This is a genomic window from Corallococcus carmarthensis (assembly GCF_003611695.1).
In the GTDB taxonomy this organism is placed as follows: Bacteria; Myxococcota; Myxococcia; order Myxococcales; family Myxococcaceae; genus Corallococcus; species Corallococcus carmarthensis.
This window is the reverse complement of sequence record NZ_RAWE01000044.1, coordinates 19,459-42,002: the sequence shown is the minus strand read 5'-3', so window position 1 is coordinate 42,002 and position 22,544 is coordinate 19,459. Positions and strand designations below refer to the sequence as shown.

The window sequence follows — 22,544 nt, the reverse complement described above, 5'->3', positions numbered from 1 at the left end:
TTGCGGCCCCATGTCAGGAGCCGTCTGGATGATGAAGCGTTCTTGCCGGGCCGTGCCGCTGGCCGCCCTGCTGGTGCTGGGTGGGTGCGCGGGGCGCACGCAGACCGAGCCCCCCGTGTCCGCCGCCGAGCCCGTGCGGGAGTCGCCGTCCTCCGTCGTCCAGTCGCAGGAGGGTGGCTTCAGCGTGACGTTCCCCGGCCCCGTCACCGAGGAGCGGCGCGTGCAGCCCACGGACGTGGGCGACGTGACGCTGCACACGTTCATCGCCGCGCGCACGCAGGAAGACACCGCCTACTACGTCTCCTATACGGACTTCCCGCTCGCGGCCGTGGCGCAGGTGAGCCCGCGCGACGTGGTGGACCGCGCCAGCCAGGGCGCGCTGGAGGCCCTGGGCGCGACGGCCATCACCGCGAAGCCGCTGGAGATGGAGGGCGGTTTCCCGGGCCAGGAGGTGGGCGGGCTGTCCGGTCCGCGCCGCCTGCGGGGCCGCTTCTTCATGGTGGGCCCGCGCCTGTACCAGCAGCTGCTGCTGCACCCGGAAGGGCGTGCGCCGCAGGACGCGGACCGCTTCTTCGACTCGTTCCGGCTGGACCCGGGCGTGGCGGGGCGGCTGAGTCAGCGGACGACCGGCGGCTGAACGCCGGTCAGTGCAGCGGGTGCACGAACCTGCGCACCCCGGCGAGCAGGGCCTCGCGGTCGAAGGGCTTGGAGAGCACCTCGCGGATGGCGGGGTGGCGCTCCTCGCTGGAGCTGATGGCCACGACGGGGATGTCCGCGAAGCGGGGCTCGCGGTGCAGGGTGTCCAACAGCCGCCAGCTGTCCTTGCGCGGCGTCCACATGTCCACGAGCACCAGCGCGGGGAGCGGATGGAGCTCCAGCCACGAGAGGGCCTCGTCACCGGTCCCCGTGGCGACGACGGTGTGCCCCTCGGTGTGGAGGATCTCCACGAGCGCGTCGCGCAGGTCGCTGTCGTCCTCGACGAGGAGGAGGGTGGGAGGAGCGCGGCTCATTTCGCCCGACGCATAGGGCAAACGCATCCGGGGTGACAGGGAACATCTGCCGGGTGCGACCGGTAGCGTGGTGCGTGCGCTTCAGCGCTCGTCGAACATGGCCTGGAGCACGCGCCACGCGAGCTTCAGCTCGGAGCCGGAGCGGCTCGCGAGGTAGTCGCAGATCTCCGCCACGCCGTCGGTGCGCTCCGAATCGAAGGAGTGGAAGAGGGTCTTGAGCGACACGTCGAGTCCCCCGGACAGCTTGCCCAGCGTGTCGAGCGACGGAGAGAAGGCGCCCCGCTCGATGCGGCGGATGGCATCCACCGACAGGTCACTGCGTTCGGCGAGGGCTTCCTGCGTGAGCGCGCGGTTGTTGCGCATGCGGCGCACATGGTCGCCAAATCGCCGGTGGAGCTTCGTCCACGTTGTGAGCCGGTTCTTCGCCATAATCGCGGCGGATAATTTGGGGGCGCTCCGCGCCATGTGAAGGGACCCTGTTCGCGGCCGGACCCTGCATTTGCGCTGGGGTGCGGGAAAATCCGTTCTTCCTGTCGGGCGTCCGGGCGGGGCGTGTAATGAAGGACGGATGCGATGTCCGGGAAGCCACGCCAGGGCGGCCCGCAAGGCGGCCGAGCGTGGGGTCCAGAACATGCGCGACCCCGGGGTTTCGTCTACGCTCGCCGGCCACATGACGGTTCCCGATGTCTCGCGGGGGCTCCGGCGGGCGTGGTTGCTCGCTGTCCTGGCGGGGGCCCTGCTCCCCGGGTGCGAGTCCCGCACACCCCCTCATCGCTTCCCCCTGACGACGACTCCCGCGACGGACTCCGTCCCGCCGCCGGAACCGGGTGCCGCGCGTCCCGCTCCGGTGGAGACGACGGCTTCCACGCAGCCCGCCTCCGTGGGCGCGACCTCCGCGGAGCCTTCGTCCGAGGCTGGAGCGCCCTCCGTGCGGTCCGCGTCCGCCGAGGCAGAGCGCACGGTGACGGGCGCGGGTGCTCCTCCCGTGGTGCCCGCTTCCGCGAACCTGCCCGCGCCGGTGCGACACACGCCGCGTCCGGCCGGGCGCTCCGCGTTCCGGGCCCTGCCGCCCACCACCGAGCGCGCCGGCCACCTGCACGCGCTGGCCACCCGCCTGCAGGCTCCGGGCAGCACGGTGGAAGAGCCGTGCCTGGAGCCCGCCGACACCGGCTGTGCGCGGTCCGCGCTTGCGCCGTTCTTCGCCGCGCTGGACGGGCTGCTGGAGGGCACGTCGAAGGCGCCCACGGTGGTCGCCGCGTTCGGCAACTCGCTCATCGCGGGGGACCGCATCGTGGATGTGGTCCGCGACGAGCTGGCGGCGGGCTTTGGCAACGCGGGCCGGGGCGTGCTGTTGGTGGACCGCATGGCCCCCTATGGCGGACGGTCGCGCACGGCCGCCGTGAGCAACGGCTGGCAGCCGCGCACGCTGGGCGAACTGCACGCGCCGCCGCACCCGTTCGGCATCACCGGCGTGTACCACCTGGCCACGGAGAACCGCGCCCGCGGCCGCTTCAAGCTGGAGGGCGAGCCGCGCGGGACGCTCTGGTGGAAGGACGTGAAGGGCGCGGGCCGCCTCGTCGTGTCCGTGGACGGGACGGTGCTCGCGCGCACGGAGCCTCAAGGGGACGGCGCCAGCCGCACCACCTCCTTCGACCTGCCCGCGGGCGCGAAGTGGCTGGACGTCACCGCGGAAGGCAAGGGCGCCATCGTGCAGGGCGTGGTGCTGCAGCAGGACGCGTCCGGCATCGTGCTGGACATGCTCGGCGTGCCGTCCGCGGATGCCACGCTGTACGCCCGGCTGGAGGAGGACGCGCTGAAGGCGCAACTTCAGCAGCGCGACCCGAAGCTGCTGCTCTTCTTCCTGGGTGGCAATGAGTCCAAGCGCCTGGAGTGGAAGCGCACGGACCTGCCCACCGTGCGTCAGGACCTGACCGCGCTCCTGCGCCGCGCCCGCGCCGCCGCGCCCGGCAGCGCGTGCCTGGTGGTGGGCCCCATGGACGCGGTGCAGGACGGCCACGCGAAGGGCAAGCCCCTGACGCAGCGGCCGTTCCTGGAGGCCGCCATCCAGGCCGAGCGCGAGGTGGCGCTCGCCGAGGGCTGCGGCTTCTTCAACCTCTACACGGCGATGGGCGGAGCGGGTTCGCTCGCGCGCTTCCATCAGGCGGGGTTCATGCACGAGGACCTGGTGCATCCGCGCGGTCAGGGACTGGACCTGCTGGGACAGCTGGTCTCGGACGCGCTGCTGGCGGGATGGGCGAACGAGGGCGCGGTGCCGGCACCGGCGCTCACGTCCTCGCGCGAGGATGCACCGGCCGGCGGTGAAGCCCGTCAGACCGCGGAGGCGGTGCCATGAAGCGGCTCTTTGTCGCGCTGTGTTGGGTGTTGGCGGCAGGGCCCGCGTTCGCGCAGGCGCCCGCCGCGTCCGAGCCGAAGTCCGTTCCCGCGTCGAGCGAGCCCGCCGTCGCGCAAAAGGCAGAAGCGGCGGCGAAGCCGGAGGCCGTGCCGTCCGAGCCCGGCGCGAAGCCCGCGTCTCCGCCGGAGTCCAGCGCGAAGGTCGCGCCGGAGCCGGGCACGAAGGCCTCCGAGTTCCCGCCAGAGGTGCAGCGCGCTTTGGACGCGCTGGTGCGCGCGGACCTGAAGCAGGGCCCCACGGCGGGCCTGTCCGTGGGCGTGATGCGGGGCGGCCAGCGGTGGATGAGCGGCTATGGCTACCGCGACCTGGCGAAGAAGCTGCCGGCCACGGTGCGCACCACGTACCGCATGGCGTCCATCACCAAGTCCTTCACGGCGGTGGCCGTGATGCAGCTGGCGCAGGCGGGCAAGCTGGACCTGGACGCGGACATCCACACGCTGGTGCCCGAGTACCCGGTGAAGCAGTGGCCGGTGACGGTGCGGCAGCTGTTGGGCCACCTGGGCGGGGTGCCCACCTACGACAGCCCGAGCGCCGGCAACAACACGAAGCCGGTGACGACGAAGGAGGCCATCGGGTTGTTCGCGGACCGGCCGCTCATGTCGGAGCCGGGCACGCGCTACCTGTACACGACGTGGGGCTTCAACCTGCTGGGCGCGGCGGTGGAGACGGCCTCTGGCCAGCCCTACCGCGAGTACCTGCGCGACCACGTCTTCGGGCCCGCGAACATGAGCCACGCGGACCTGGACGAGATGAGCACGCGCGACGCGCAGCAGGCGGTGGGCTACCGCGTGGCGGGCGCCGCGCTGAAGCCGTCGCGCTTCCTGGACGTCACCAGCCGCTTCGGTGGTGGCGGTACGCGCGCGACGGTGGAGGACCTGCTGGGCTTCGCTCGAGCGGTGCTGGACCACACGCTGGTGACGCGCGAGACGATGGGCCGCATGCAGGCGACGATGGTGACGCGCGACGGGCACATCACCGACTACGGCATGGGCTTCGCGACCTATCCGCTGCGGGGCCACTACATCGTGGCGCACGCGGGCGGGCAGCCGGAGACGACGACGCTGCTGGTGCTGTTGCCGGCGGAGGACACGGCCATCGCGCTCGCCACCAACGTGGAGGACGAGGCGAAGCGGCTGCGCCGGCTGTCCATCCGGTTGATGGAGACGGCGCTGGACGAGGGCGCGCCGGCCCGGGGCGGCCACTTCACGGACCCCGTGGACGCGGTCGTGTACGAGGGCATGGGGCGGCTGGCCAGCTACGGGCTCGCGTACCACGACTGGGCCACGCGCGGGCCGGGCACGCTGCCGGCGGAGACGGACCTGGCGGGGGCGTTCACGAAGGTGTCCTCGCTCTTCGACCGGGCGGCCATTGCCCGGGATGGCCGGGGCGCGATGGAGCGGATCCGCGGCGCGCACGAGCCGCGCGGCGAGTCGCTCTTCATCCGCGTGGGCGCGCACATGGCGGCCACGGTGGAGCGGGCGATGGGCGCGGAGCGGCTGCGCTCGTACCGGACGCAGGGCGCCGCGGGCTTCTTCGCGGACTACCTGGCCGCGTGCGAGACGTTGAAGTGTCCGGAGGCGGAGCGCTTCAGCCCGACCGTGCGCAGCGACGTGGCCCGCTTCGTCGCGGGGTGGAAGCGCGCGGAGGTGCCGGCGCTGAAGCGCAGCCGGCTGGAGGCGATGAAGGATCCGGAGCGGCTGTGGCCCGCGCTGAAGGAGGCGGCGGTGCGCGCCCCCGCGGTGCGGCCGGACTACACGGACGAGCTGCTGACGCTGGCGGACCGGGCGAAGCGCAATCCCACGGACCGGATGCGCTGGCTGGAGCGCGCGACGGAGCTGCATCCGGAGTCGATGGACGCGCACCTGGCGCAGGCGGTGGGGTTGATGGAGGCGGACCGGGAGCCAGAGGCGATCCCCCACGTGCGCGAGGCGTTCGAGACGCCGGAGGGGTCGCTGGTGCTGTCGCCCGCGGGTTTCCTGAAGCGGCTGTTGGACACGCGTTCGCCCAAGGTGGCGCGAGGCCTGTTGCGAGCGGCGGTGACGCTGCACCCGGACGCGCCGGAGCTGTGGGACGCGCTGGCGAAGCGTGAGCGGGCCCTGGGCGACGCGGGCGCGGCGAAGACGGCGCTGGCCCAGGCGAAGCGCGCCCGTCAGGTCCGGGCCGCGCAGGAGGCCCGGGCTCCGAAATCAACGGGCGTCGTGGCACCCTCGGGGAGCGCGCCGGCCCAGGACAAGGCCGGGAGCACGTCCCCTTCGGTGCCGGTGGATCCGGAGTCCTCGCCGGAGCCGTAGGTCGCGCTCGCGCACCGGGCGTCGCGAGGACGCATGTCTTCCCGGTCCTCGGACATGAGGCCTGTCCCCGTGGATGAGAAGGTGAGAACCCCGCCGGGGCTCCCCGTCCGCGGCGCACCTTACGAACCGGTCCGACAGTCGGACAGGTTTGGAGAGCCGTCATGGCTGGGGGATGCCTCCGCTCCATCCGGGCCGAGGAAACTGGTCCGACAGTCGGACAGGTTTGGGCCGGGTCGGGCGGGAGGTGGACCTCATGGAGGTCCGGGGGCTTGGGGAACCGGTAGCGCTGGAGTCCTCGCCAGGGCCGGAGAACCGGTCTGCCCGTGAGGTGCGTTGGGTCCTCACTGCCGCCCGCGTGACGGTGCCCGAGCCGTGCGAGGATGCGCGGCGATGACGCCTTCCTGTCCTTCCTGTCAGGCTCCCTTCACCCCCGGCGCGGAGACGTGCGCGCGGTGTGGGGCCTCGCTGCTGGTGGCCCCGGCTCCCGGTGGCGCCGAGCCCGTCTGCGCCGTGCATCCCGAGTGGCGGAGCGTGGCCACGTGCCCGCGCTGTGGTGCGTTCGCCTGTGCCCGCTGTCTGCGCCAGGGCCCGGAGGGCGCCGTCTGCGCCACCTGCCTCGAGCGTGAACCCCTGGGCCAGTTGCCGTGGGATCAGCGCGAGGAACTGGGAACGCTCAAGGCGTTCTGGCGGACGTGCTTCGGCATGCTGATGCGGCCCACGGAGACGCTCCGGGGCGTCAACCCCGACGCGCCCGTGGGCAGCTCCATGATGTTCGTGCTCCTGTCCGCCATCGCGGGCTTCCTGACCACGGGCATCGTCTACACCGCGATCATCGGCATCATCATGGGGTTCGTCCCGGAGACGGACACGGGCGGAGCGGATCCGAAGACCGTGAAGCTGTGGATGACGGTGGGCATGGCGGCCTGGACGGTGCTCATGCCCCTGTTCAGCACCGGCATGACGCTGGTGAACGCGGGCCTGGACCACCTCATCCTCCGCATGGGCGGCGTGGAGCGCGGCTTCTCCGTGACGATGCGCGCGCACGCCATCTCCCAGGCTCCGTACATCGTCGGCGTGATTCCCTTCGTCGCCGTGTACGCCGCGCCCTTCTGGGCCATGGGCCTGCGCGCCTTCACCTACCGCACGCTGCACCGCACCAGCTGGGGCACGGCGCTGGCGGGCGCGCTCCTGGTGCCCGTGCTCTCCTGCTGCCTCTGCGGCGGCGTCTACGGCGCCATCGTGTTCGCGGCCATCAAGAGCACAGGGCAACTCTGAGCGTCATCCTCGGGGCCGGGGAAACAGTGTCCCCAGCCACGTGAGCACCGCACCCACTCGGGCGTTGTGGCGCAGGTCGGGATGGGTGACGGCCCACAGCTCGCGCGTGGGCAGTCCCGTGGCTCGGGGCAGCAGGGGTTCCAGCCGGGGCTCATGGGGCGCGAACAGCTCCGGCAGGACCGCGAGCCCGTGCCCCGCCGCGCACGCGGCCATCAGCGTGACGGTGTTGCTGGCGCGCAGCACCGTGCGGGCCTGGGGCACGTGCCGCTCCAGCCAGGCCTCCTGCGGCGTCCCCTCCAGCGTGGCATCCGGCCGCACCCAGTCATGCCGCGCCAGCTCCTTCACGGTCGCGGGACGTCCCCGGCGGGAGAGGTAGGCCGCGCTCCCGTAGACGCGGAAGGGAAAGTCGCACAGCCGCCGTGCGAGCAGCGCCGGCTCACGGGGGCGGGACATGCGGAGCGCCACGTCCGCCTCGCGGCGCGACAGGTCCAGCACCCGCAGTTCCGCGCGCAGCTCCACCCCCAGGTCCGGATGCCGGTCGCGCAGCTCCACCAGCCGGGGCGCGAGCACGTACGCCGCCAGGCCATCTCCGGACGTGATGCGCACCGTCCCCGCCACGCGCTGGTCCGCGCCGGTGAGCTCCCGCTCCGACGCGAGCACCTCCGCCTCCACGCGCTCGGCATGGACCCGGAGGCGCAGTCCCGCCTCGGTGGGCACCAGTCCCTCGGGTGTGCGCCGCAGCAGCCGGACGCCCACCGCGTCCTCCAGTGCGGCCAGCCGCCGGCCAATGGTGGTGGGCGCTACGCGAAGCGCGCGTCCCGCCGCCGCGTGGGTGCCGTGGCGGTCCACGGCGAGGAAGAAGCGCAGGTCGTCCCAGGCCAGCATGCCGTGCATCCTCGCACGGTGGGCAGGTGCCCACGTTCATTCCCGCAGCCATCGCCACGCGAGCCGGGCACGCCGTGACGGTTCACCTCGTGCCGGGCATGCGCGGGGCCGGTTCGCGTCTCCACTCGTTGCCTCCGTCACGCCTGGCGCCGGATGTCAGCGGCGAAGGCTGATGAATCCCGCCGCATCCCCAGGCGCCTTGCGTCCTCCAACGTCTCGAGTGCCATCGCGCGGCAGGCCCATCCCGCCGCATGGGTTGGCCCGCATGCCGTGCATTCCCGCACGTCCGGACTGCACCGACGTTCGTTTCCGCAGTCCCGTCCCAGGTGCATCTTGAGCGCCATGAAGACCTACGTCCTGAACCCTGGAAACGACTTGAGCGCCCTTCAGCTCACGGAGCGGCCCCGGCCTGAGCCCGGTCCCCGTGAAGTGCTCCTGCGCCTGCGCGCCGTGTCGCTCAACTACCGTGACGTGGCCATCCTGCGCGGGACCTACGGTGCCTTCTCCCGCCCGCTGGTGCCCGTCTCCGACGGCGTGGGCGAAGTCGTCGCCGTGGGCTCGGACGTCCAGCGCTTCCGCGTGGGCGACCGCATGATTCCCTCCTACGTCCCGGACTGGATTCGCGGCCCTCCTCGCGAGGACACCGCGCGGCGACGGCTGGGCGGCCCGCTGGATGGACTCCTGCGCGAATACGCCTGCGTGCACGAGGACGCTGGCATCGCCGCCCCACCGCACCTCTCGGACGCGGAGGCCGCGACGCTGCCCATCGCAGGGGTGACGGCGTGGCACGCCCTGTTCACCCAGGCGCACGTCGGGCCCGGGGACACCGTGGTGGCGCAGGGCACCGGCGGCGTGTCCCTGTTCGTCGTCCAGCTCGCCCGGATGGCGGGGGCTCGCGTCCTCGTCACGTCGCGCAGCGAGGCGAAGCTCGGCCGGGCCCTGGCGCTGGGCGCGGCGGAAGGCATCCACACCGGCACCCATCCGGACTGGGCCACGCGCGTGCGCGAACTCACTGGCGGCCGGGGCGCGGACCACGTGGTGGACGTGGCAGGCGGCGACGGCGTGGCGCGCTCGGTGGAGGCGGTGCGCATGGGCGGGACCGTGACGCTGGTGGGCTTCCTGGAGAGCGCCACCGTGCGCTTCGACATCCGGCCCGCGCTGAGCCGCGTGGTGCGCCTGCAGGCCGTGTCCACGGGCAGCCGCGACGACCTGGAGGCCCTGGCCCGAGCCCTCACCGTGCACGGCGTGCATCCTGTCGTGGACCGCGTGTTCCCCTTCGCGCAGGCCCCCGACGCGTTCGCGTTCCTGGAGAGCGGCGCGCAGTTCGGGAAGGTGGTCATCACCTTCCCCTGAGCTTCGCGCCTACTGCTGCACGGACGCCGCGGTGGCACCGTGCGGCACCAGCGAACCCGGCTCCGGCCAGAAGCGCGCGCCCCGGAACCCATCGAAGGACTCCGCCAGGCGCCGCGAGCCCAGGTCGTAGACGCGCGCCTGTGTCGCGCCCGCGAGCAACAGCAGGTCCCCGCGCGCCATCACCCGCACGGGGCTCTGGGCGGGCAGGGCGAGGCCCTCGGGTTCGCCCAGGTGGCCGTCCTCCACCTCCCAGCGCACCGGCATCATCAGCGCGGTCTGCTCGCCCGCGGTCTGCCACGCGAACAGCGGGCCGCCCCGCGACTCCACGCGCGCCCAGCCGCCGAACACGTCATGCCCCCGGTGCGGCACCACCGCGTCCAGCCGGGCCGCGTCCTGGCTGCCTTCGTCCAGGCCCTGCGCCGCCAGCGCATCCGGGTCCCCGGCCACCGTGGAGGACACCAGCATCTCCGCCGTGGCGAGCGCGAACACCGCGTCCGCGTCACCGCGCGTGGCCACCGTCTCGATGCGCTTCCAGGCCCCTGCCTCCAGCCGGTACGCGTGCGCGAGCCCCGCGCCCTCGTCCAGCTCCGGGAGGGGGATGCGCCGGCCCTCGAAGAGGAAGGCGTCGTCGCGCCGCACCAGCTCGCCCGTGTGCGCGGTCAACGCCACCAGCCGCCCCACCGAATCGAACCCCACCGCGCCCGTCAGCCCCTCCTCGGGCAACAGCTGCGCCGCGCCCTGCCCGGACGTCAGGTCCACCGTCCACACGCGCCCGGGCCCCCGCGCGCTGCCGGCCGGGTCGCGCACCGCCGCGTGCTTCCCATCCGCGCTCCACGCGAGCTGCAGCCCGTCACACGCCGCATCCACCGTGACGAGCGCCCTGCGTCTGCCGTCCGACTCCAGGCGCAGCCACGTACAGCCCGACGGCGCCGCGTCCTGGAGCACCGACAACGAGAACGGCGCCACCTTCACCCGCGCCACCTCCGGCGCGGCGGCAGGCGCGGCCGGGGAAGCCTCCGGGGGCTTCTGGCAGGCGCTCACGAGGAGCAGGGCGCTGAAGAGGCTCGAGGTGCGGACCATGTTGAACTCCTCCCGGAAAAAGACGACCTCCACGGAATATGGCAGAGCCCCGGGTGCGTGCGGAAGACACCTGGAGCCCACACGGGGAGGGGCCCGTTCACCCGAAGTGATTGAAGGGCCGCGGTGCCCGTTGGACTGTCTGGGTGGGGAGGAGAAAGGCAATGTCTTGGGTTGCCATGTCTGGACATGGCGGAGGGTCGATGATTGCCATGACGATTGGGCCAACCTGAAGCTGGCGTTCCGTGATCATCAGGACGCGAATCAGTGCAGCCAGCCAATGTAGGAGGAATGGGAAGGTCCCGGCCACGGCGTCGAGGGGCCCAGCGGCGTGCTTCTCGCGAGGAGTTGCTCACGCGGAAGGTCGCTCTCCAGGTCGTCCCGTTGGACGAGGTGGAGCCGCTGGAGCCAGCCCTCACCGCAGAAGCCAGGTTGGGAGTCGTCCCGGCCAACGAGGATGTTCACGAGGGCCTGGGTGTCGTCAGGCGAGAAGGCCAGGACCGTGAACGCGGTTGCGTCCTGGCGCACCAGCGGATGCGTGCGCGTCTGGGGGTCCCATCGATGGAAGCGCCGCGGTGGGGGCGTCACTCCCGCGCACTCCGTCGTCGGGGGCTCGGGCGTCACCGCCGTGAAGAGTCCCCCCGGGCGCTGGTTGTACCAGTTGAGCCTTCCCGTGAAGGTCCCCAATGACGACTCGGGGGTGAAGGCGTCATCGAGGGTGAGCAGTGATGCCTTTCTTCCAGCGGGAGCAGGGGTTGCCACGAGGGCATGTGCGCCGTCAGGCGAAACGGCGGGCCATTCCGCCGGGTGTTCCCGCAGATGGCCCGTGGATACATCCAGGACCCCGAGGCGCTGCGCTCCGGTGGAGCCGCACTGAAGGGTGAGCACGAGCTCGTTCCGGGGCGCGGACCAGACCAGCAGCTGGGACTTTCCCTGGGTGGGGTTGAGCGGGACGTCAGTCACCTGGCCAGACCCGGCATCCACCCTGTACAGCTTCAGGAGCTCACAGCCAGGGCCGGGCAGCTCCAGCGCGTAGGCCAGCTGATTTCCGTCCGAGGACCAGCTGAACGAGCTGGCCCGGGTTCCTTCCGGCAGCGAGGGCAGGTCACGCAGGTCCACGAGGATGCGCCGGCCCGTGCCATCCGCATTGACCACGAGCAGCACGTTCCATGCTTGCACGGGCGCGAGGCCCGCTCTGTCCGAAGCGACGGGATGGCGCTCCGCATAGGCCACGCGTGTTCCATCCGGCGAGATGCATGCTCCGTTGAGGGGGCCTTCCACCTGGTGACGGTTCCAGCCCGCCAGCCGCCCGCTGTCCGTGAGCGCGGTGTGCCGCAGCCCATCAAGGGATTGAATCCACAAGTCACGCCGCGAACCCGGACGCTCCTGCTTGAGGTACAGCAATCCACGCCACCCGGGGGCAGGTCCTTGAAGCGGCTTCGTCCGCGCTCCCGTCGTTCCCTCCCGGGAGCAGCCAGAGAGGGCGAGGGCTCCCATCCATCCCAGCAATGCGCGCCGTCCCAGCAGGGGCCGCGACGAAGGCAAGGCGAAGGAGGGACGTGGGCTCATGGAAGAACCATAGCGATGGGGAAGTAAGGACTTGAATCGCCATGCCGCCCATGCGGCCGCGGCCAGCACGCCTGCAATCCTTCAATAGCATCTTAATTGCTATATCGCGTCATCGCGTAAATTCTAGGAAACAGGGATTTCCACTATGGACGCTTGAGAGGCTTTGGTCGTATCCCATACAGACATCCCTCCCGCCTTCCCTGGCGCCCGCCCGTGGTTTCGCGAGCGTCTCCAGAGGTGTCACATGGTGACTGTCGAGCTGGATATCTTCTCGGGGCGTCCCAATCCGCGGTGGGCGTTGACGGAGCGCGAGGCCCGGCAGCTGACGGAGCGCATCCGCGCGGACCCGTCGCTGCTGCTGCCGCTGGACGCCGACACGGGTGGCCTGGGCTACCGGGGTTTCATCGTGCGCGCCGAGGACACCGGCATGGCGGATGACTGGAAGCGGCTGGGATTGCCGCCGGTGGTGCGCCTGGGCGGCGCGTTCCAGCCGGGGGCGGCGGAGAGCTCGCGCTTCCTGCTGCACTCGGCGGAGGGCGCGCGGTTGGATTTGCGCGACCCGGGTCCGGTGCTGGCGGAGGCTGAGTCCGTCATCCTCCAGTCCCTGGACGTGCAGGGCGTGATGACCCTCTGCAGCCCGGCGGCGCTCACCAGCGACACGGACTTCAGCTTCTGGAACGGGGCCGCGAACCTCCGCTACAACAACTGCTACAACTTCGCGAGCAACCTGCGCACCAACACCTTCGCGCAGCCGGGGCGCGCGTCGGGGGCCATCTACGCCAGCATCGACTGCGCGGCGGTGGGCGGCGGGGCGGTGCGGGACGGATGGCTGACGGCGTGCCGGGCGGACGCCAATTACAATGTCTGTCTGGTCATCTGGCCGAACTACGACTACCACTGGTATCGCTACTGCGCGAACAGCCACTGGTGCCACAAGCCGGGCCAGACGGCGGCGCGCAACTACGACAACTCAAACCAGCTCATCCTGAACCCGGAGACGGCCGACCGCGGCGGCTACACGGTGTTCTGCGGTTACTACCGCGGCTACAACGTGACGGTGTCATGAAGCGGTCACTGCGAGGCGCGTGGCTGGCGTTGGGCCTGGGGCTTCTGGGAGCCTGGGCCTGCGCGACGGGCAGTGCTCCGGCGGACGCGCCAGGCGCGGAGGAGAAGGCCATGGCGTCAGCGGCACGGGCGAGCGTGGATGTCTTCAGCGGCCGGGAGGCGCCCACGTGGGCGCTGTCCGACGACGAGTCACGGGCCCTGCGCGAGGCGGTGGAAGCGCTGCCGGAAGGAACGCGGCCCCTGCCCGACGTGGGGCTGGGCTACCGGGGCTTCACGGTGACGTGGGCGGATGGCGCCCGGGCCACGGTGCACGGCGCCGTCGTGGAGTTCGTGTCGGGCGGCCGCACGCAGCTGCGCGAGGACGCGCCGCGGGCGGTGGAGGAGCGGTTGTTGTTGGGGTCCAGGGCGCACCTGGATCCGGAGCTGTTCAAGGCGGTGGCGTCACAGGTGCAGGCTGCTCAACCCTGAAGCCCGGAACGGGCGGGGCTTTTCAAGCGAAGGAGCGTGTCATGTCGGAAGACTCGAACCGCCGGAACTTCCTCAAGGCGATGGGTTTGACCGCCGTCGCGGCCGTGGTGCCCATGGGCCTGGGCGCCGCCAGCGTGGCCGGTGCGGCACCGGCGGTGTCCGGAGGCTCGGGCGCGCTGGAGCTGTGGCTCCTGGACACCGGCGCGAGCGTGCTGGACGCGGGGCTCTACGGCTCCGCGCGGCAGGACCTGGTGGCTTCCGTCCAGGCGCGCGGCGAAGCGCTGCCGTACTGAAAGCGGCGCACGGTGGCCCGGTCCGCGCCTACAGCGACATGTACGCGCGGGCCGCGGGCACGGAGTAGAACTTCCCCTCCGGCAGGACGTACGCGGTGAGCTTGCCGCCGTAGACGCAGCCGGAGTCCAGCCCCACCGCGAAGGGATGCCTTTGCAGGCCGCGCATGGCGTCGTGGCCGAAGATGACCAGCTCCGGGCCCTTCCACAGGCTGCCCCACGGCGCGCCGGCCTCCAGCCGCTTCGACGGCGTCCCGTCCGTCGCGATGCTGCGCAGGTTGAAGAGGAACTCCTCCTTCTGCTCCGTCAGCGGCACCCCCGGCACCAGCCCCGCGTGCACCGCCAGCGCGTTCAGGTCCGGGAGGCGCAGGTAGGAGGGCAGCCTCTCCATCCAGGCCCAGTCCGCGGCCGTCAGCGTGTCCAGCACCTGCCGGTGCTCCGGCTTGAGCTTCTTGCCTTTCGAAGCGTGGCCCCCGTGCCAGCGCAGCACGTGCGCGTCGTGGTTGCCCTTCACCGCCTGGAAGCCGTGCTCGCGCGCCCGCCGCACCACGCCCGCCGAGTCCGGCCCCTTCGCCACCAGGTCGCCCACCAGCACCACCCGGTCGCCAGGTTTCCAGTCACACGCCTTCAGGAGCGCATCCAGCTCGGCGGAACAGCCGTGCACATCTCCGATGAAGAGCGTTCGCATCTCCCCCACTCTTTAACGCACTGTCCACGAATGCCCTGCCCGGTTTCTCGGGGCCCTCGCGGGCGGACGGGGCCTCGCGCGCCGCGTTACTACTCGGCCTTCGTGCGCAACAGCCGGCTGAGGCTCACGTCCAGCTGGCTGGAGATGAGCCGCAGCACGCTGTCCAGCTGCGAGCGCGTCAGCCGCAGCCGCTCCGTCAGCCGCTGCCGCGTCCCATCCAGCAGCTCCTCCTGCGCGCCCACCACCCACCGCGCCGCCGTGGAGCGGTGCACGCCGTACAGCGCTCCCAGCTGGTCGATGCCCAGCCCGTCCAGGTACTTCAGCCGCAGGAAGTTGCGCTGCCGCACGGACAGGGCCGCCAGCGCCGCCTGGAACGACGCGGTGAACTCCGCGCGGTAGGTCTGCTTGAGGTACGCCAGCTCCGGGTCGTCCCCTGGCGCCACCAGCATGGACAGGTCGCCGTCCTCCGACTGCGCCTGCCCCGAGCGCTGCCGCTGCCAGTCCAGGGCCAGCCACAGCGCCGCCGCGCGCACCCAGCCCGCCAGCGGCCCCGTGCCGGGGTACGCCGCCAGCCGCGCCGGGGCCTCCGCGCTGCCCACCAGCATCCGCTGCCGCAGCGCCTGACGGACCTCGTCCAGCCCGGCCGGGGGCAGCTTCAGCCGCGCCACCGCCGCGTCCACCTCCGGCATCAGGCGCTCCTCGAACGTGGTCAGCGCCGCGGGCAGCCCGTCCGCCGCCGCCCGCGCCAGGTACACGTCCGCCATGTGCAGCTTGCCCCAGGCCTCCTCGTGGCCGTCCGCGGGCACCAGCCGCGCCAGGTGCGCCGCGAAGCGCGGGCCCTCCAGCGGGATGCCCGGCCAGGATTGCCGGGCCGCATCCAGAGCCTGGGCCAGCCGCTCCTGGAGGGCGGGGACGGTGCCTGCGGGCTCCGTCCTTCCTCGGGCGGTCATGAAGGCCTGGGCTAGGGGCAATTCCGGGGCTGCCACGATAGGGGACATTACCACCGGCCCCTGTCGCGACGCCGGGTCACCCTTCATGTCGCGCCGGAACTCCCACCCGTCAGGTGTCCCCCGGGACACGCTCCCACGCCGCGCGTGTCCACCCGCGCACGCCCGCCTGGCCGTGTGGGGCGCCCCCGTCCGCCCTCGTCCGCCCGAGCGGCATCCAGCCGGCGTCCGGCCCTCCGTGGCCCTCCGGCCACGGCCGCCCATGGCCTGCGCTTTGCTGGTAGAGGCGGGGAGGACGTTGGCTGGTGCGGAGGTGTGAACGTGGAGCAAGTCGGTGTGGGGCTCGGAGCCGGGCCCGGTGACGCGGTGTACTCCTCGTGGCTGGAGGTGAGCGCGTCCCACATCAGGCACAACGTGGCGGCGTTCCGCGCGCTGGAGTCCTCCGGTCCCACGCCCCGGGCGCTGGGCGCGGTGCTCAAGGGCAACGCCTACGGCCACGGGCTTCAGCAGGTGCTGCCCCTGGTGCACGCGGGCGTGGACGTCCTCTACTTCATCGCCCCGCAGGACGCGCTCACGGTGCGCGCGCACGAATCCGCGCACGGGCTGCCCGCGCGGCAGGTGGTGGTGCTGGGCGCGGTGGCCCCGGAGGAGGCCGTCGTGCTGGCGCGCGAGGGCATCGACGTGGTGGTGGCGGACCGCTCCTGGGCGGACGCGGTGCCTTCCTTGCGCGCGGCGAAGCTGACGCGCCCCCTGCGCGTGCACGTGCACATCGACACGGGGCTGGGCCGCGAGGGCTTCACGTTGGATCAGCTCCCGCGCGAGACACAGTTCCTGGCGGACGCGCCGGACGTGTTCGAGCCGGTGGGCGTGCTCAGCCACTTCGCCAACACGGAGGACGTGACGGAGCAGGGGTACGCGCTGGCGCAGCTGGACGCGTTCGAGACGGCGCTGGGACACCTGACCGCGCAGCTGAAGCCCGCGAAGCCGTTGCAGCGGCACATCGCCGCGAGCGCCGCGGCGCTGGTGCTGCCCCGGGCGCGCTACGAGGCGGCGCGGGTGGGCATCTCGCTGTACGGCCTGTGGCCTTCACCGGAGACGCGGCTGTCGGCGCGGCTGGTGCTGGGCGAGCTGCCGGTGCTCAAGCCGGTGCTGTCGTGGCGGTGCAAGAGCCAGGTGGTGAAGTGGCTGCCGGCGGGCGCCTACGTGGGCTACGGCTGCACGTACCGCTGCCCGGAACCCACGCGCCTCGCGGTGCTGCCGGTGGGCTACTACGACGGCTACCCGCGCCTCGCGTCCGGCAAGGCGCACGTGCTGGTGAACGGGCGGCGGTGCGCGGTGCTGGGCCGCGTGATGATGAACCACCTGATGGTGGACGTGACGCGCGCCACGTCCGACGAGCGTCCCGTGACGGCCACGCTCCTGGGACGCGACGGAGAGGAGTCCGTGTCCGCCGAGTCCCTGGCCGGCTGGGCGCAGACCATCCACTACGAATTGGTGACACGCCTGGGCGCGCACCTGCGCCGCGTGGTGGTGGAGTAGCTCGCTACTTGGGGCCTTCGGTGAGGCCTGGCGACGGCGCCGTCACGACCGCCGGGGGCTGCACCTTCCAGCGGCGGTGCAGCCACAGCCACTGCTCCGGATGCCGGCGGATGGCGCGCTCCAGGGCCGCCGTCACTCGCGCGGTGTGCTCGGTGATGGGGTCCGCGCACTCGCCGGGCTGTGGCGGGAGGATGGGGCCTTCCACCTCCAGCTTGTAGCGCGCGCCCGGGCCCGGGGGCCGCACGCCCATCACCACGAACACCGGCACGCCCGTGCGCTCCGCGGCCACCGCCATCGCGGGCGTCGTGGACGCGAGCCGGCCGAAGAACGGCACGAACACCGCGGACTTCGCGGGCAGCGCCTGGTCCAGCAGCATGTACGCGGACTCGCCCCGGTTCACCGCGTCGGTAATCTCTTGAATGGCGCCCTTCGGGTAGATGAGCCCCGCGCCCGCGCCCAGCCGGTTCACCGCGATGCGCGTGTTCAGCGCGCCCTTGAGCGGACGCACCAGCGCGTTGAGCGGCACGCCCCAGCGGATCAGCATCTGGCCCACCAGCTCCCAGTTGCCGAAGTGCGCCGTCACCAGCAGCGCGCCCTTGCCCGTGGCCACGTGCGCCTTGAGCGCCGCCCACGCCTCCTCGCCGTCGATGCCCTGCTGGTCCCAGTCCGGCGTCATGCGGTCCCCGGACGGCAGGGACTCCACCACCACGCGCGCCATGGTGAGGTACGCGCCGCGCGCGATGTCGTGGCGCTCCTGCTCGCTCTTCTCCGGCATCGCCTGCGCCAGGTTGTCCAACGCCACCTTGCGGCGGATGCCCAGCGTGTAGGCCAGGCTCGCCACGAAGCGCGCCAGCGCATCCCGCGCGGAAGGGGACAGCGCGGTGAGCAGCGCCCAGACGCCACGCGTCAGGAACGCCACGATGGGGCCCGGCGGCGAACCGATGATGCGGCGCAGGTGCTCCGGCGGCTTCTTCCCCTCGGGAGGGGTGTTCGTTTGCGATGGCAGCGGATGCGAGGAGAGGGGAGCGGACACGGCGGCGCACTCCATCGCGAACAGGACCTGACAGCAAGGCCACGCGTCACTCGCACGTCGCTACCTTGGCAGGCTGCTCTGGTCCACACTGCGCGGCCATGCCCAACCTGCTCCGTCCGGTGGCCCTGGCCACCGCAACCTTCCTTGCGGCATGCGGTGCCCGACAGGGCAACGCTCCCGCTCCGGGTGCCGTTGAACCGCGGCCTGCCGTTCAGGCCGCCGCCGCGCCCACTCCTCCCACGCTGCGGCTGCCGGATGCCGTGCGGCCCACGAAGTACTCCATCGTGTTGAAGATGGATCCGAAGGCCGAGTCCTTCGAAGGCACCGTCGACGTCATGCTGGAGGTGGCCAAGGCCACGAACGTCGTGTGGATGCACGGCAAGGGCCTCATCGTGAAGGAGGCCACGCTGGAGCAGGCGGGCGTCACGCAGACGCTCAAGGCCTCCTCCGCCGGAGAGGACTTCCTGGGCCTGACGCTGGAGAAGCCCGTGGTCGTGGGCGGCGCGAAGCTGCACCTCACGTACACGGGCACCGCGTCCGAGCGCGAGACGTCCGGCGCCTTCCGCGTCAACGAGGGCGGTGACTGGTACATCTACACGCAGTTCGAGCCGCTGGGCGCCCGCCGCGCCTTCCCGTCCTTCGACGAGCCCGGCTTCAAGGTGCCGTGGCAGCTCACCTTCCACGTGCCCGAAGGCAACGTGGCCGTCACCAACACGCCGCAGCTCGCGGACGAGAAGGGCGCGGACGGCTGGCACATCTACCGCTTCGCGCCCACGCAGCCGCTGCCCAGCTACCTCATCGCCTTTGGCGTGGGCCCGTTCGACTTCCTGCCCGCGCGCGACGCGGGGCAGAAGCAGGTGAAGACGCGCATCATCACGCCGCGCGGCCGGGCCAGCGAAGGCGCGTGGGCCGCGAAGGTGACGCCGGACATCCTGGAGCGCCTGGAGGCGTACTTCGGCATCCCGTACGCGTACGAGAAGCTGGACGTGCTCGCGGTGCCGCTGATGGGCGGCGCCATGGAGAACCCGGGCCTCGTGACGTTCAACTCGCGCCTCATCCTGGCGAAGCCGGAGGAGGACGCCTTGTGGCGCCAGCGCGCGTTCGCGAACACGCAGGTGCACGAGCTGGCGCACCAGTGGTTCGGCGACCTGGTCACCATGGCGTGGTGGGACGACCTGTGGCTCAACGAGTCCTTCGCCTCGTGGATGACCCCGCGCATCGTGGAGTCCTGGCAGCCCACGTGGGACGCGCCGGTGGAGCGCGTGCAGGACCGCAACGGCGCGCTGGAGTCGGACAGCCTGGTGGCCGCGCGCTTCATCCGCCAGCCCATCCAGAACGCGGGCGACATCCAGAACGCCTTCGACGGCATCACCTACGGCAAGGGCAGCGCGGTGCTGGCCATGGCGGAGACGTGGCTGGGCCGCGACGTCTTCCAGAAGGGCATCCAGCGCTACATCCGCGCGCACGCGGGCAAGAACGCCACCGCGAAGGACTTCCTGGCCGCGCTGTCCGCCGAGTCCGGCAAGGACGTGGCCCAGGTGATGAACAGCTTCCTGGACCAGACGGGCGCGCCCTTCATCACCGCGACCCTGCTGTGCGACGGCGGCAAGCCGCGCGTGGCCCTCACCCAGCAGCGCTACATGCGCCTGGGCTCCAATGCGCCGGGCGCGCAGTCGTGGAAGGTGCCGGTGTGCGTGAAGTACCCGGGCGCCGGCAAGGACGCCACCGCGTGCACGCTGATGACGGAGGAGAAGGCGGAGGTCGCGCTGCCGGAGGCGAAGGCGTGCCCGGCGTGGGTCTTCCCCAACGCGGACGGCGCGGGCTACTACCGCCTGCGTCTGGCCGACGACACGCGCGCGAAGCTGATGAAGTCCGGCCTGACGAAGCTGTCGCGCGCGGAGCGCGTGGTGCTGCTGGGGGATTCGCTGGCGCTCGCGCAGGCGGGCCTGCTGCCCGCGGCGGACGCGCTGCCGCTGCTCACGGGCGTGGCGGAGGACCCGGACCGGCAGGTGCTGGAGGCGGGCCTGGAGCTGATGGACCTGGTGTCGTCGCGGCTGCTCACGGAGGCGCAGGACGCGGACCGCGCCCGCTACGTCCGTGACACCTTCGGGCCGCGCGCGCGCAAGCTGGGCTTCAAGCCGCGCACGGGTGAGAGCGAGGACGTGCGCCTGCTCCGCCCGAACCTGCTGGAGCTCGCCGGCAACGAGGGCAACGACCCGAAGCTCGTCGCCGAGGCGCGCACGCTGGCGGACCAGTGGCTCAAGGACCGCAAGGCGGTGGCCCCGGACGTGGTGGGCGCGGTGCTCGCCATCGCGGTGGAGCACGGAGACGCGGCCCTGCACGCGAAGCTGATGGAGGCCCTGCGCGGGGAGAAGGACCGCTACCAGCGCCAGCAGCTGCTGGGCGGCCTGTCCCACGTGACGGACCCGAAGCTCGTGAAGGCGAACCTGGAGCTGCTGCTCGACCCGAAGCAGGACATGCGGGAGAACCTGTGGCTGCTCTTCGGCGCGTCGCGCGACCCGCGCACCCGTGACACCGCGGTGGAGTTCGTGAAGACGCACTTCGACGCGCTGGTGGGCACCGGCGACAAGCCGGGCCTGATGCCGGAGGGCATGGGCTCCCGCCTCCCGTACATGGCCTCCGGCTACTGCGACGCGGGCAAGCGCCAGGAGGTGGCCGCCTTCTTCGAGCCGCGCACGGACAAGGTGCCCGGCTCCGAGCGCGTGCTGCGGCAGGTGCTGGAGATCGTGGACCAGTGCGTCGCGCTGAAGGAGGCCCAGGGCGCGAGCATCGGGGCCTTCCTGTCCGGCAAGCCGGCGAAGACGCCGCAGGCGCCGCCCGCTCCGCGCTAGGCGCTTGAAGCGGCACCGGGTCCGCGTGACATGCACGCGGACCCGGGGGTGAGGCCTTCGTCGCGAAGGGGCTGGGGACTACTTCCGGCCGCGCGACATGAAGGACATGAAGGCTTCCTTCGCCTCGTCGGAGGCCAGGCGCTGGACGAACTCGGCGCCCTCGCGCTTGAGGGCGGCGTCCACCTGCTCGCGCAGGGGGCCGCGGATGAGCGCCTTGGTCACCTTCAGCGCCTGGGCGGGACGCTGGGCCAGGGCGCGGGCGCGCTCGGTGGCCACCTCCTTCAGCTGCGCTTCGGGGACGGCCTTGTTGATGATGCCGGCGCGCAGCGCGGTGGCCGCGTCGAACGGGTCGCCGAACAGCAAGAGCTCCGACGCCAGCGCGAAGCCCGCCATGCGCGGCAAGAGCAGGCTGCTGGCGCCTTCCGCGCACAGGCCCAGGTTGACGAAGGGCATGCTGAAGCGCGCCTTCTCCCCGGCCACCACGTAGTCGCAGTGCAGGAGCATCGTGGTGCCGATTCCCACCGCCGCGCCCTCCACCGCCGCGAGCACGGGCTTGGAGAGGCCAGCCAGGGCGCGCAGGTACTGGAACACCGCGCTGTCCTCACCCGTGGGCGGGTGCTCCAGGAAGTCGCCAATGTCGTTGCCCGCCGTGAACGCGCCGCCCGCGCCGGACAGGAGCACCACGCGGACGTCGTCGCGGCGGTCCGCCTCCAGGAGGGCGGCGGTGGCGGCCTCGTACATGGCGTGGGTGAAGGCGTTCTTCTTCTCCGGCCGGTTGAAGGTGACGGTGAAGACCCCGGCGTCGAGCTGCGTCAGAAGCGTGTCGGACATGGCCGGGCAGACTAACGCGCGTCGGGCCGCAGTGCGCGCAAGAGCAGCGGGGCCAGCGTCACCACCTGGTGGGGAAAGGGCAGCTCCAGGCGGGGCTCCACACTGTCCGTGCTGACCAGCCGCTTCACCGGCACGCCCTGCAGGCGCTCCAGCGCGGGGCCCACCAGCAGGGCGTGCGTGGTGGCGAGGATGAAGTCGTCCACGCAGCCTTCGCCCTTCAGCTCCTTCGCCGCCGCCGCCAGCGTGCCGCCGGTGGACACCATGTCGTCCACCAGGATGGGGCGCATGCCGCGCACCTGGCCCAGCAGGCCCAGCGTCTCCACGTCGTTGCCGCTCAGCCGCGCCTTGTGCACCACCGCCCACGGGCGGCCGAGCAGCTTCGCCAGCGCCTCCGCCCGCTTCACCGCGCCCAGGTCCGGCGCCACCACCACGGTCTTGTCGGTGACGTGGGGGCGCAGCGCGTCCGCCAGCAGCGGCAGCGCGGACAGGTGCTCCAGCGGGGCGCCGAAGCAGCCCTCCAACGCCGGGTTGTGCAGGTCCACGGTGAACACCCGGGAGAAGCGGCCATGGGACACCATGTCGGCCACCAGACGTCCGCCCAGGGGCTCGCCCGCCCGGGCCCGCCGGTCCTGGCGCGCGTAGCCCACGTAGGGAATCACCGCCTCCAGCGAGGCCGCGCCCGCCCGCCAGCACGCGTCCGCGAGCAGGAGCAGCTCCAGCAGGTTCTCCCCCACGGGCGGGGTGGAGGACTGGAGGACGACGACGCGGCGGCCTCGCACCTCCTCGGGGGGCACCTCGATGTGCAGTTCCCCATCCGGGAAGCGCTCCCGCTTCACTCCCACCGGCTCCGTGCCGGACGCCTGGGCGAGCGCGCGGCCGAGGTGGGGACTGGCACTGCCGACGACGAGGGCGAATGGCGTCATGGACCGCACCCTAGCGCGGGATCTGCTCGCGGTGC

The 22,544-nt window shown here is 72.1% G+C and carries 20 protein-coding genes; 10 read left to right on the top strand and 10 right to left on the bottom strand.

Annotated features, from left to right (window positions below; translation table 11 throughout):
* Positions 1-28: 28 nt before the first annotated feature.
* On the top strand, positions 29-637 hold the full coding sequence (locus tag D7X32_RS14785) for a hypothetical protein (protein WP_244239015.1): 609 nt from the start codon (positions 29-31) through the stop codon (positions 635-637).
* A 7-nt stretch (positions 638-644) separates the two neighbouring features.
* On the opposite strand, the gene D7X32_RS14780 is transcribed toward D7X32_RS14785, so the two are convergent.
* Together D7X32_RS14780 and D7X32_RS14775 are read right to left on the bottom strand one after the other, a co-directional pair.
* A complete protein-coding gene (locus tag D7X32_RS14780; protein ID WP_158625683.1) occupies positions 645-1,010 on the bottom strand; it encodes a response regulator in 366 nt (121 codons plus the stop codon).
* Positions 1,011-1,091: 81 nt separating this feature from the next.
* A complete protein-coding gene (locus D7X32_RS14775; RefSeq protein WP_120603182.1) occupies positions 1,092-1,439 on the bottom strand; it encodes a helix-turn-helix domain-containing protein in 348 nt (115 codons plus the stop codon).
* Positions 1,440-1,938: 499 nt separating this feature from the next.
* On the opposite strand from D7X32_RS14775, the gene D7X32_RS14770 reads away from it, so the two are divergent.
* From D7X32_RS14770 to D7X32_RS14760, 3 genes are all read left to right on the top strand, one after another.
* Positions 1,939-3,363: a GDSL-type esterase/lipase family protein gene (locus D7X32_RS14770; RefSeq protein WP_244239013.1), complete on the top strand. Its 1,425-nt coding sequence runs from the start codon at positions 1,939-1,941 to the stop codon at positions 3,361-3,363.
* On the top strand, positions 3,360-5,714 hold the full coding sequence (locus D7X32_RS14765; RefSeq protein WP_120603180.1) for a serine hydrolase domain-containing protein: 2,355 nt from the start codon (positions 3,360-3,362) through the stop codon (positions 5,712-5,714). Before D7X32_RS14770 ends, D7X32_RS14765 begins: the two co-directional genes overlap by 4 nt.
* A gap of 390 nt (positions 5,715-6,104) precedes the next feature.
* Entirely contained in the window at positions 6,105-6,989 is an 885-nt protein-coding gene (locus tag D7X32_RS14760; protein ID WP_120603179.1) for a zinc ribbon domain-containing protein, read from the top strand.
* Positions 6,990-6,992: 3 nt separating this feature from the next.
* Here D7X32_RS14760 and D7X32_RS14755 read toward each other — a convergent pair whose 3' ends face one another.
* Positions 6,993-7,874 (bottom strand): LysR family transcriptional regulator, encoded by an 882-nt coding sequence (locus tag D7X32_RS14755; protein ID WP_158625682.1) that lies wholly within the window; start codon positions 7,872-7,874, stop codon positions 6,993-6,995.
* Between the two features lie 342 nt (positions 7,875-8,216).
* Here D7X32_RS14755 and D7X32_RS14750 point away from each other — a divergent pair, with 342 nt between their 5' ends.
* On the top strand, positions 8,217-9,227 hold the full coding sequence (locus D7X32_RS14750) for a zinc-dependent alcohol dehydrogenase family protein (RefSeq protein ID WP_120603177.1): 1,011 nt from the start codon (positions 8,217-8,219) through the stop codon (positions 9,225-9,227).
* 9 nt (positions 9,228-9,236) lie between these two features.
* On the opposite strand, the gene D7X32_RS14745 is transcribed toward D7X32_RS14750, so the two are convergent.
* Together D7X32_RS14745 and D7X32_RS14740 are read right to left on the bottom strand one after the other, a co-directional pair.
* On the bottom strand, positions 9,237-10,307 hold the full coding sequence (locus D7X32_RS14745) for a hypothetical protein (RefSeq protein ID WP_120603176.1): 1,071 nt from the start codon (positions 10,305-10,307) through the stop codon (positions 9,237-9,239).
* Between the two features lie 261 nt (positions 10,308-10,568).
* Positions 10,569-11,708 carry a TolB family protein gene (locus tag D7X32_RS14740; RefSeq protein WP_158625681.1) on the bottom strand — a complete coding sequence of 380 codons (1,140 nt, stop codon included), beginning with the start codon at positions 11,706-11,708 and terminating at the stop codon, positions 10,569-10,571.
* 409 nt (positions 11,709-12,117) lie between these two features.
* Between D7X32_RS14740 and D7X32_RS14735 the strand changes: the two genes are divergently transcribed.
* Genes D7X32_RS14735 through D7X32_RS14725 form a run of 3 tightly spaced genes read left to right on the top strand, consistent with a single transcriptional unit; the run spans position 12,118 to position 13,699 of the window.
* Positions 12,118-12,939 (top strand): hypothetical protein, encoded by an 822-nt coding sequence (locus tag D7X32_RS14735; protein WP_120603174.1) that lies wholly within the window; start codon positions 12,118-12,120, stop codon positions 12,937-12,939.
* Positions 12,936-13,406, top strand: a complete 471-nt coding sequence (locus D7X32_RS14730; protein WP_120603173.1) for a hypothetical protein — start codon at positions 12,936-12,938, stop codon at positions 13,404-13,406. Before D7X32_RS14735 ends, D7X32_RS14730 begins: the two co-directional genes overlap by 4 nt.
* A gap of 41 nt (positions 13,407-13,447) precedes the next feature.
* Positions 13,448-13,699, top strand: coding sequence for a twin-arginine translocation signal domain-containing protein (locus tag D7X32_RS14725; RefSeq protein WP_120603172.1), 252 nt, complete (start codon positions 13,448-13,450; stop codon positions 13,697-13,699).
* Positions 13,700-13,727: 28 nt separating this feature from the next.
* On the opposite strand, the gene D7X32_RS14720 is transcribed toward D7X32_RS14725, so the two are convergent.
* Both D7X32_RS14720 and D7X32_RS14715 read right to left on the bottom strand, forming a co-directional pair.
* Complete coding sequence (locus D7X32_RS14720; protein WP_120603171.1) at positions 13,728-14,384, bottom strand: metallophosphoesterase; 657 nt, start codon at positions 14,382-14,384, stop codon at positions 13,728-13,730.
* An 89-nt stretch (positions 14,385-14,473) separates the two neighbouring features.
* The gene (locus D7X32_RS14715) at positions 14,474-15,334 is read right to left on the bottom strand and encodes a transcriptional regulator (RefSeq protein ID WP_120603170.1); all 861 of its coding nucleotides are present in this window, start codon (positions 15,332-15,334) and stop codon (positions 14,474-14,476) included.
* Between the two features lie 318 nt (positions 15,335-15,652).
* Here D7X32_RS14715 and alr point away from each other — a divergent pair, with 318 nt between their 5' ends.
* Positions 15,653-16,870, top strand: coding sequence for an alanine racemase (alr, locus tag D7X32_RS14710; protein ID WP_171446974.1), 1,218 nt, complete (start codon positions 15,653-15,655; stop codon positions 16,868-16,870).
* Between the two features lie 4 nt (positions 16,871-16,874).
* Here alr and D7X32_RS14705 read toward each other — a convergent pair whose 3' ends face one another.
* Complete coding sequence (locus D7X32_RS14705) at positions 16,875-17,903, bottom strand: lysophospholipid acyltransferase family protein (RefSeq protein WP_438358967.1); 1,029 nt, start codon at positions 17,901-17,903, stop codon at positions 16,875-16,877.
* A gap of 260 nt (positions 17,904-18,163) precedes the next feature.
* Here D7X32_RS14705 and D7X32_RS14700 point away from each other — a divergent pair, with 260 nt between their 5' ends.
* Positions 18,164-20,755 carry a M1 family metallopeptidase gene (locus tag D7X32_RS14700; protein ID WP_341868131.1) on the top strand — a complete coding sequence of 864 codons (2,592 nt, stop codon included), beginning with the start codon at positions 18,164-18,166 and terminating at the stop codon, positions 20,753-20,755.
* 78 nt (positions 20,756-20,833) lie between these two features.
* Here D7X32_RS14700 and D7X32_RS14695 read toward each other — a convergent pair whose 3' ends face one another.
* Both D7X32_RS14695 and D7X32_RS14690 read right to left on the bottom strand, forming a co-directional pair.
* Positions 20,834-21,586: an enoyl-CoA hydratase gene (locus D7X32_RS14695; protein WP_120603166.1), complete on the bottom strand. Its 753-nt coding sequence runs from the start codon at positions 21,584-21,586 to the stop codon at positions 20,834-20,836.
* A gap of 11 nt (positions 21,587-21,597) precedes the next feature.
* Positions 21,598-22,518, bottom strand: a complete 921-nt coding sequence (locus D7X32_RS14690; RefSeq protein WP_120603165.1) for a ribose-phosphate diphosphokinase — start codon at positions 22,516-22,518, stop codon at positions 21,598-21,600.
* Between the last annotated feature and the right edge of the window lie 26 nt (positions 22,519-22,544).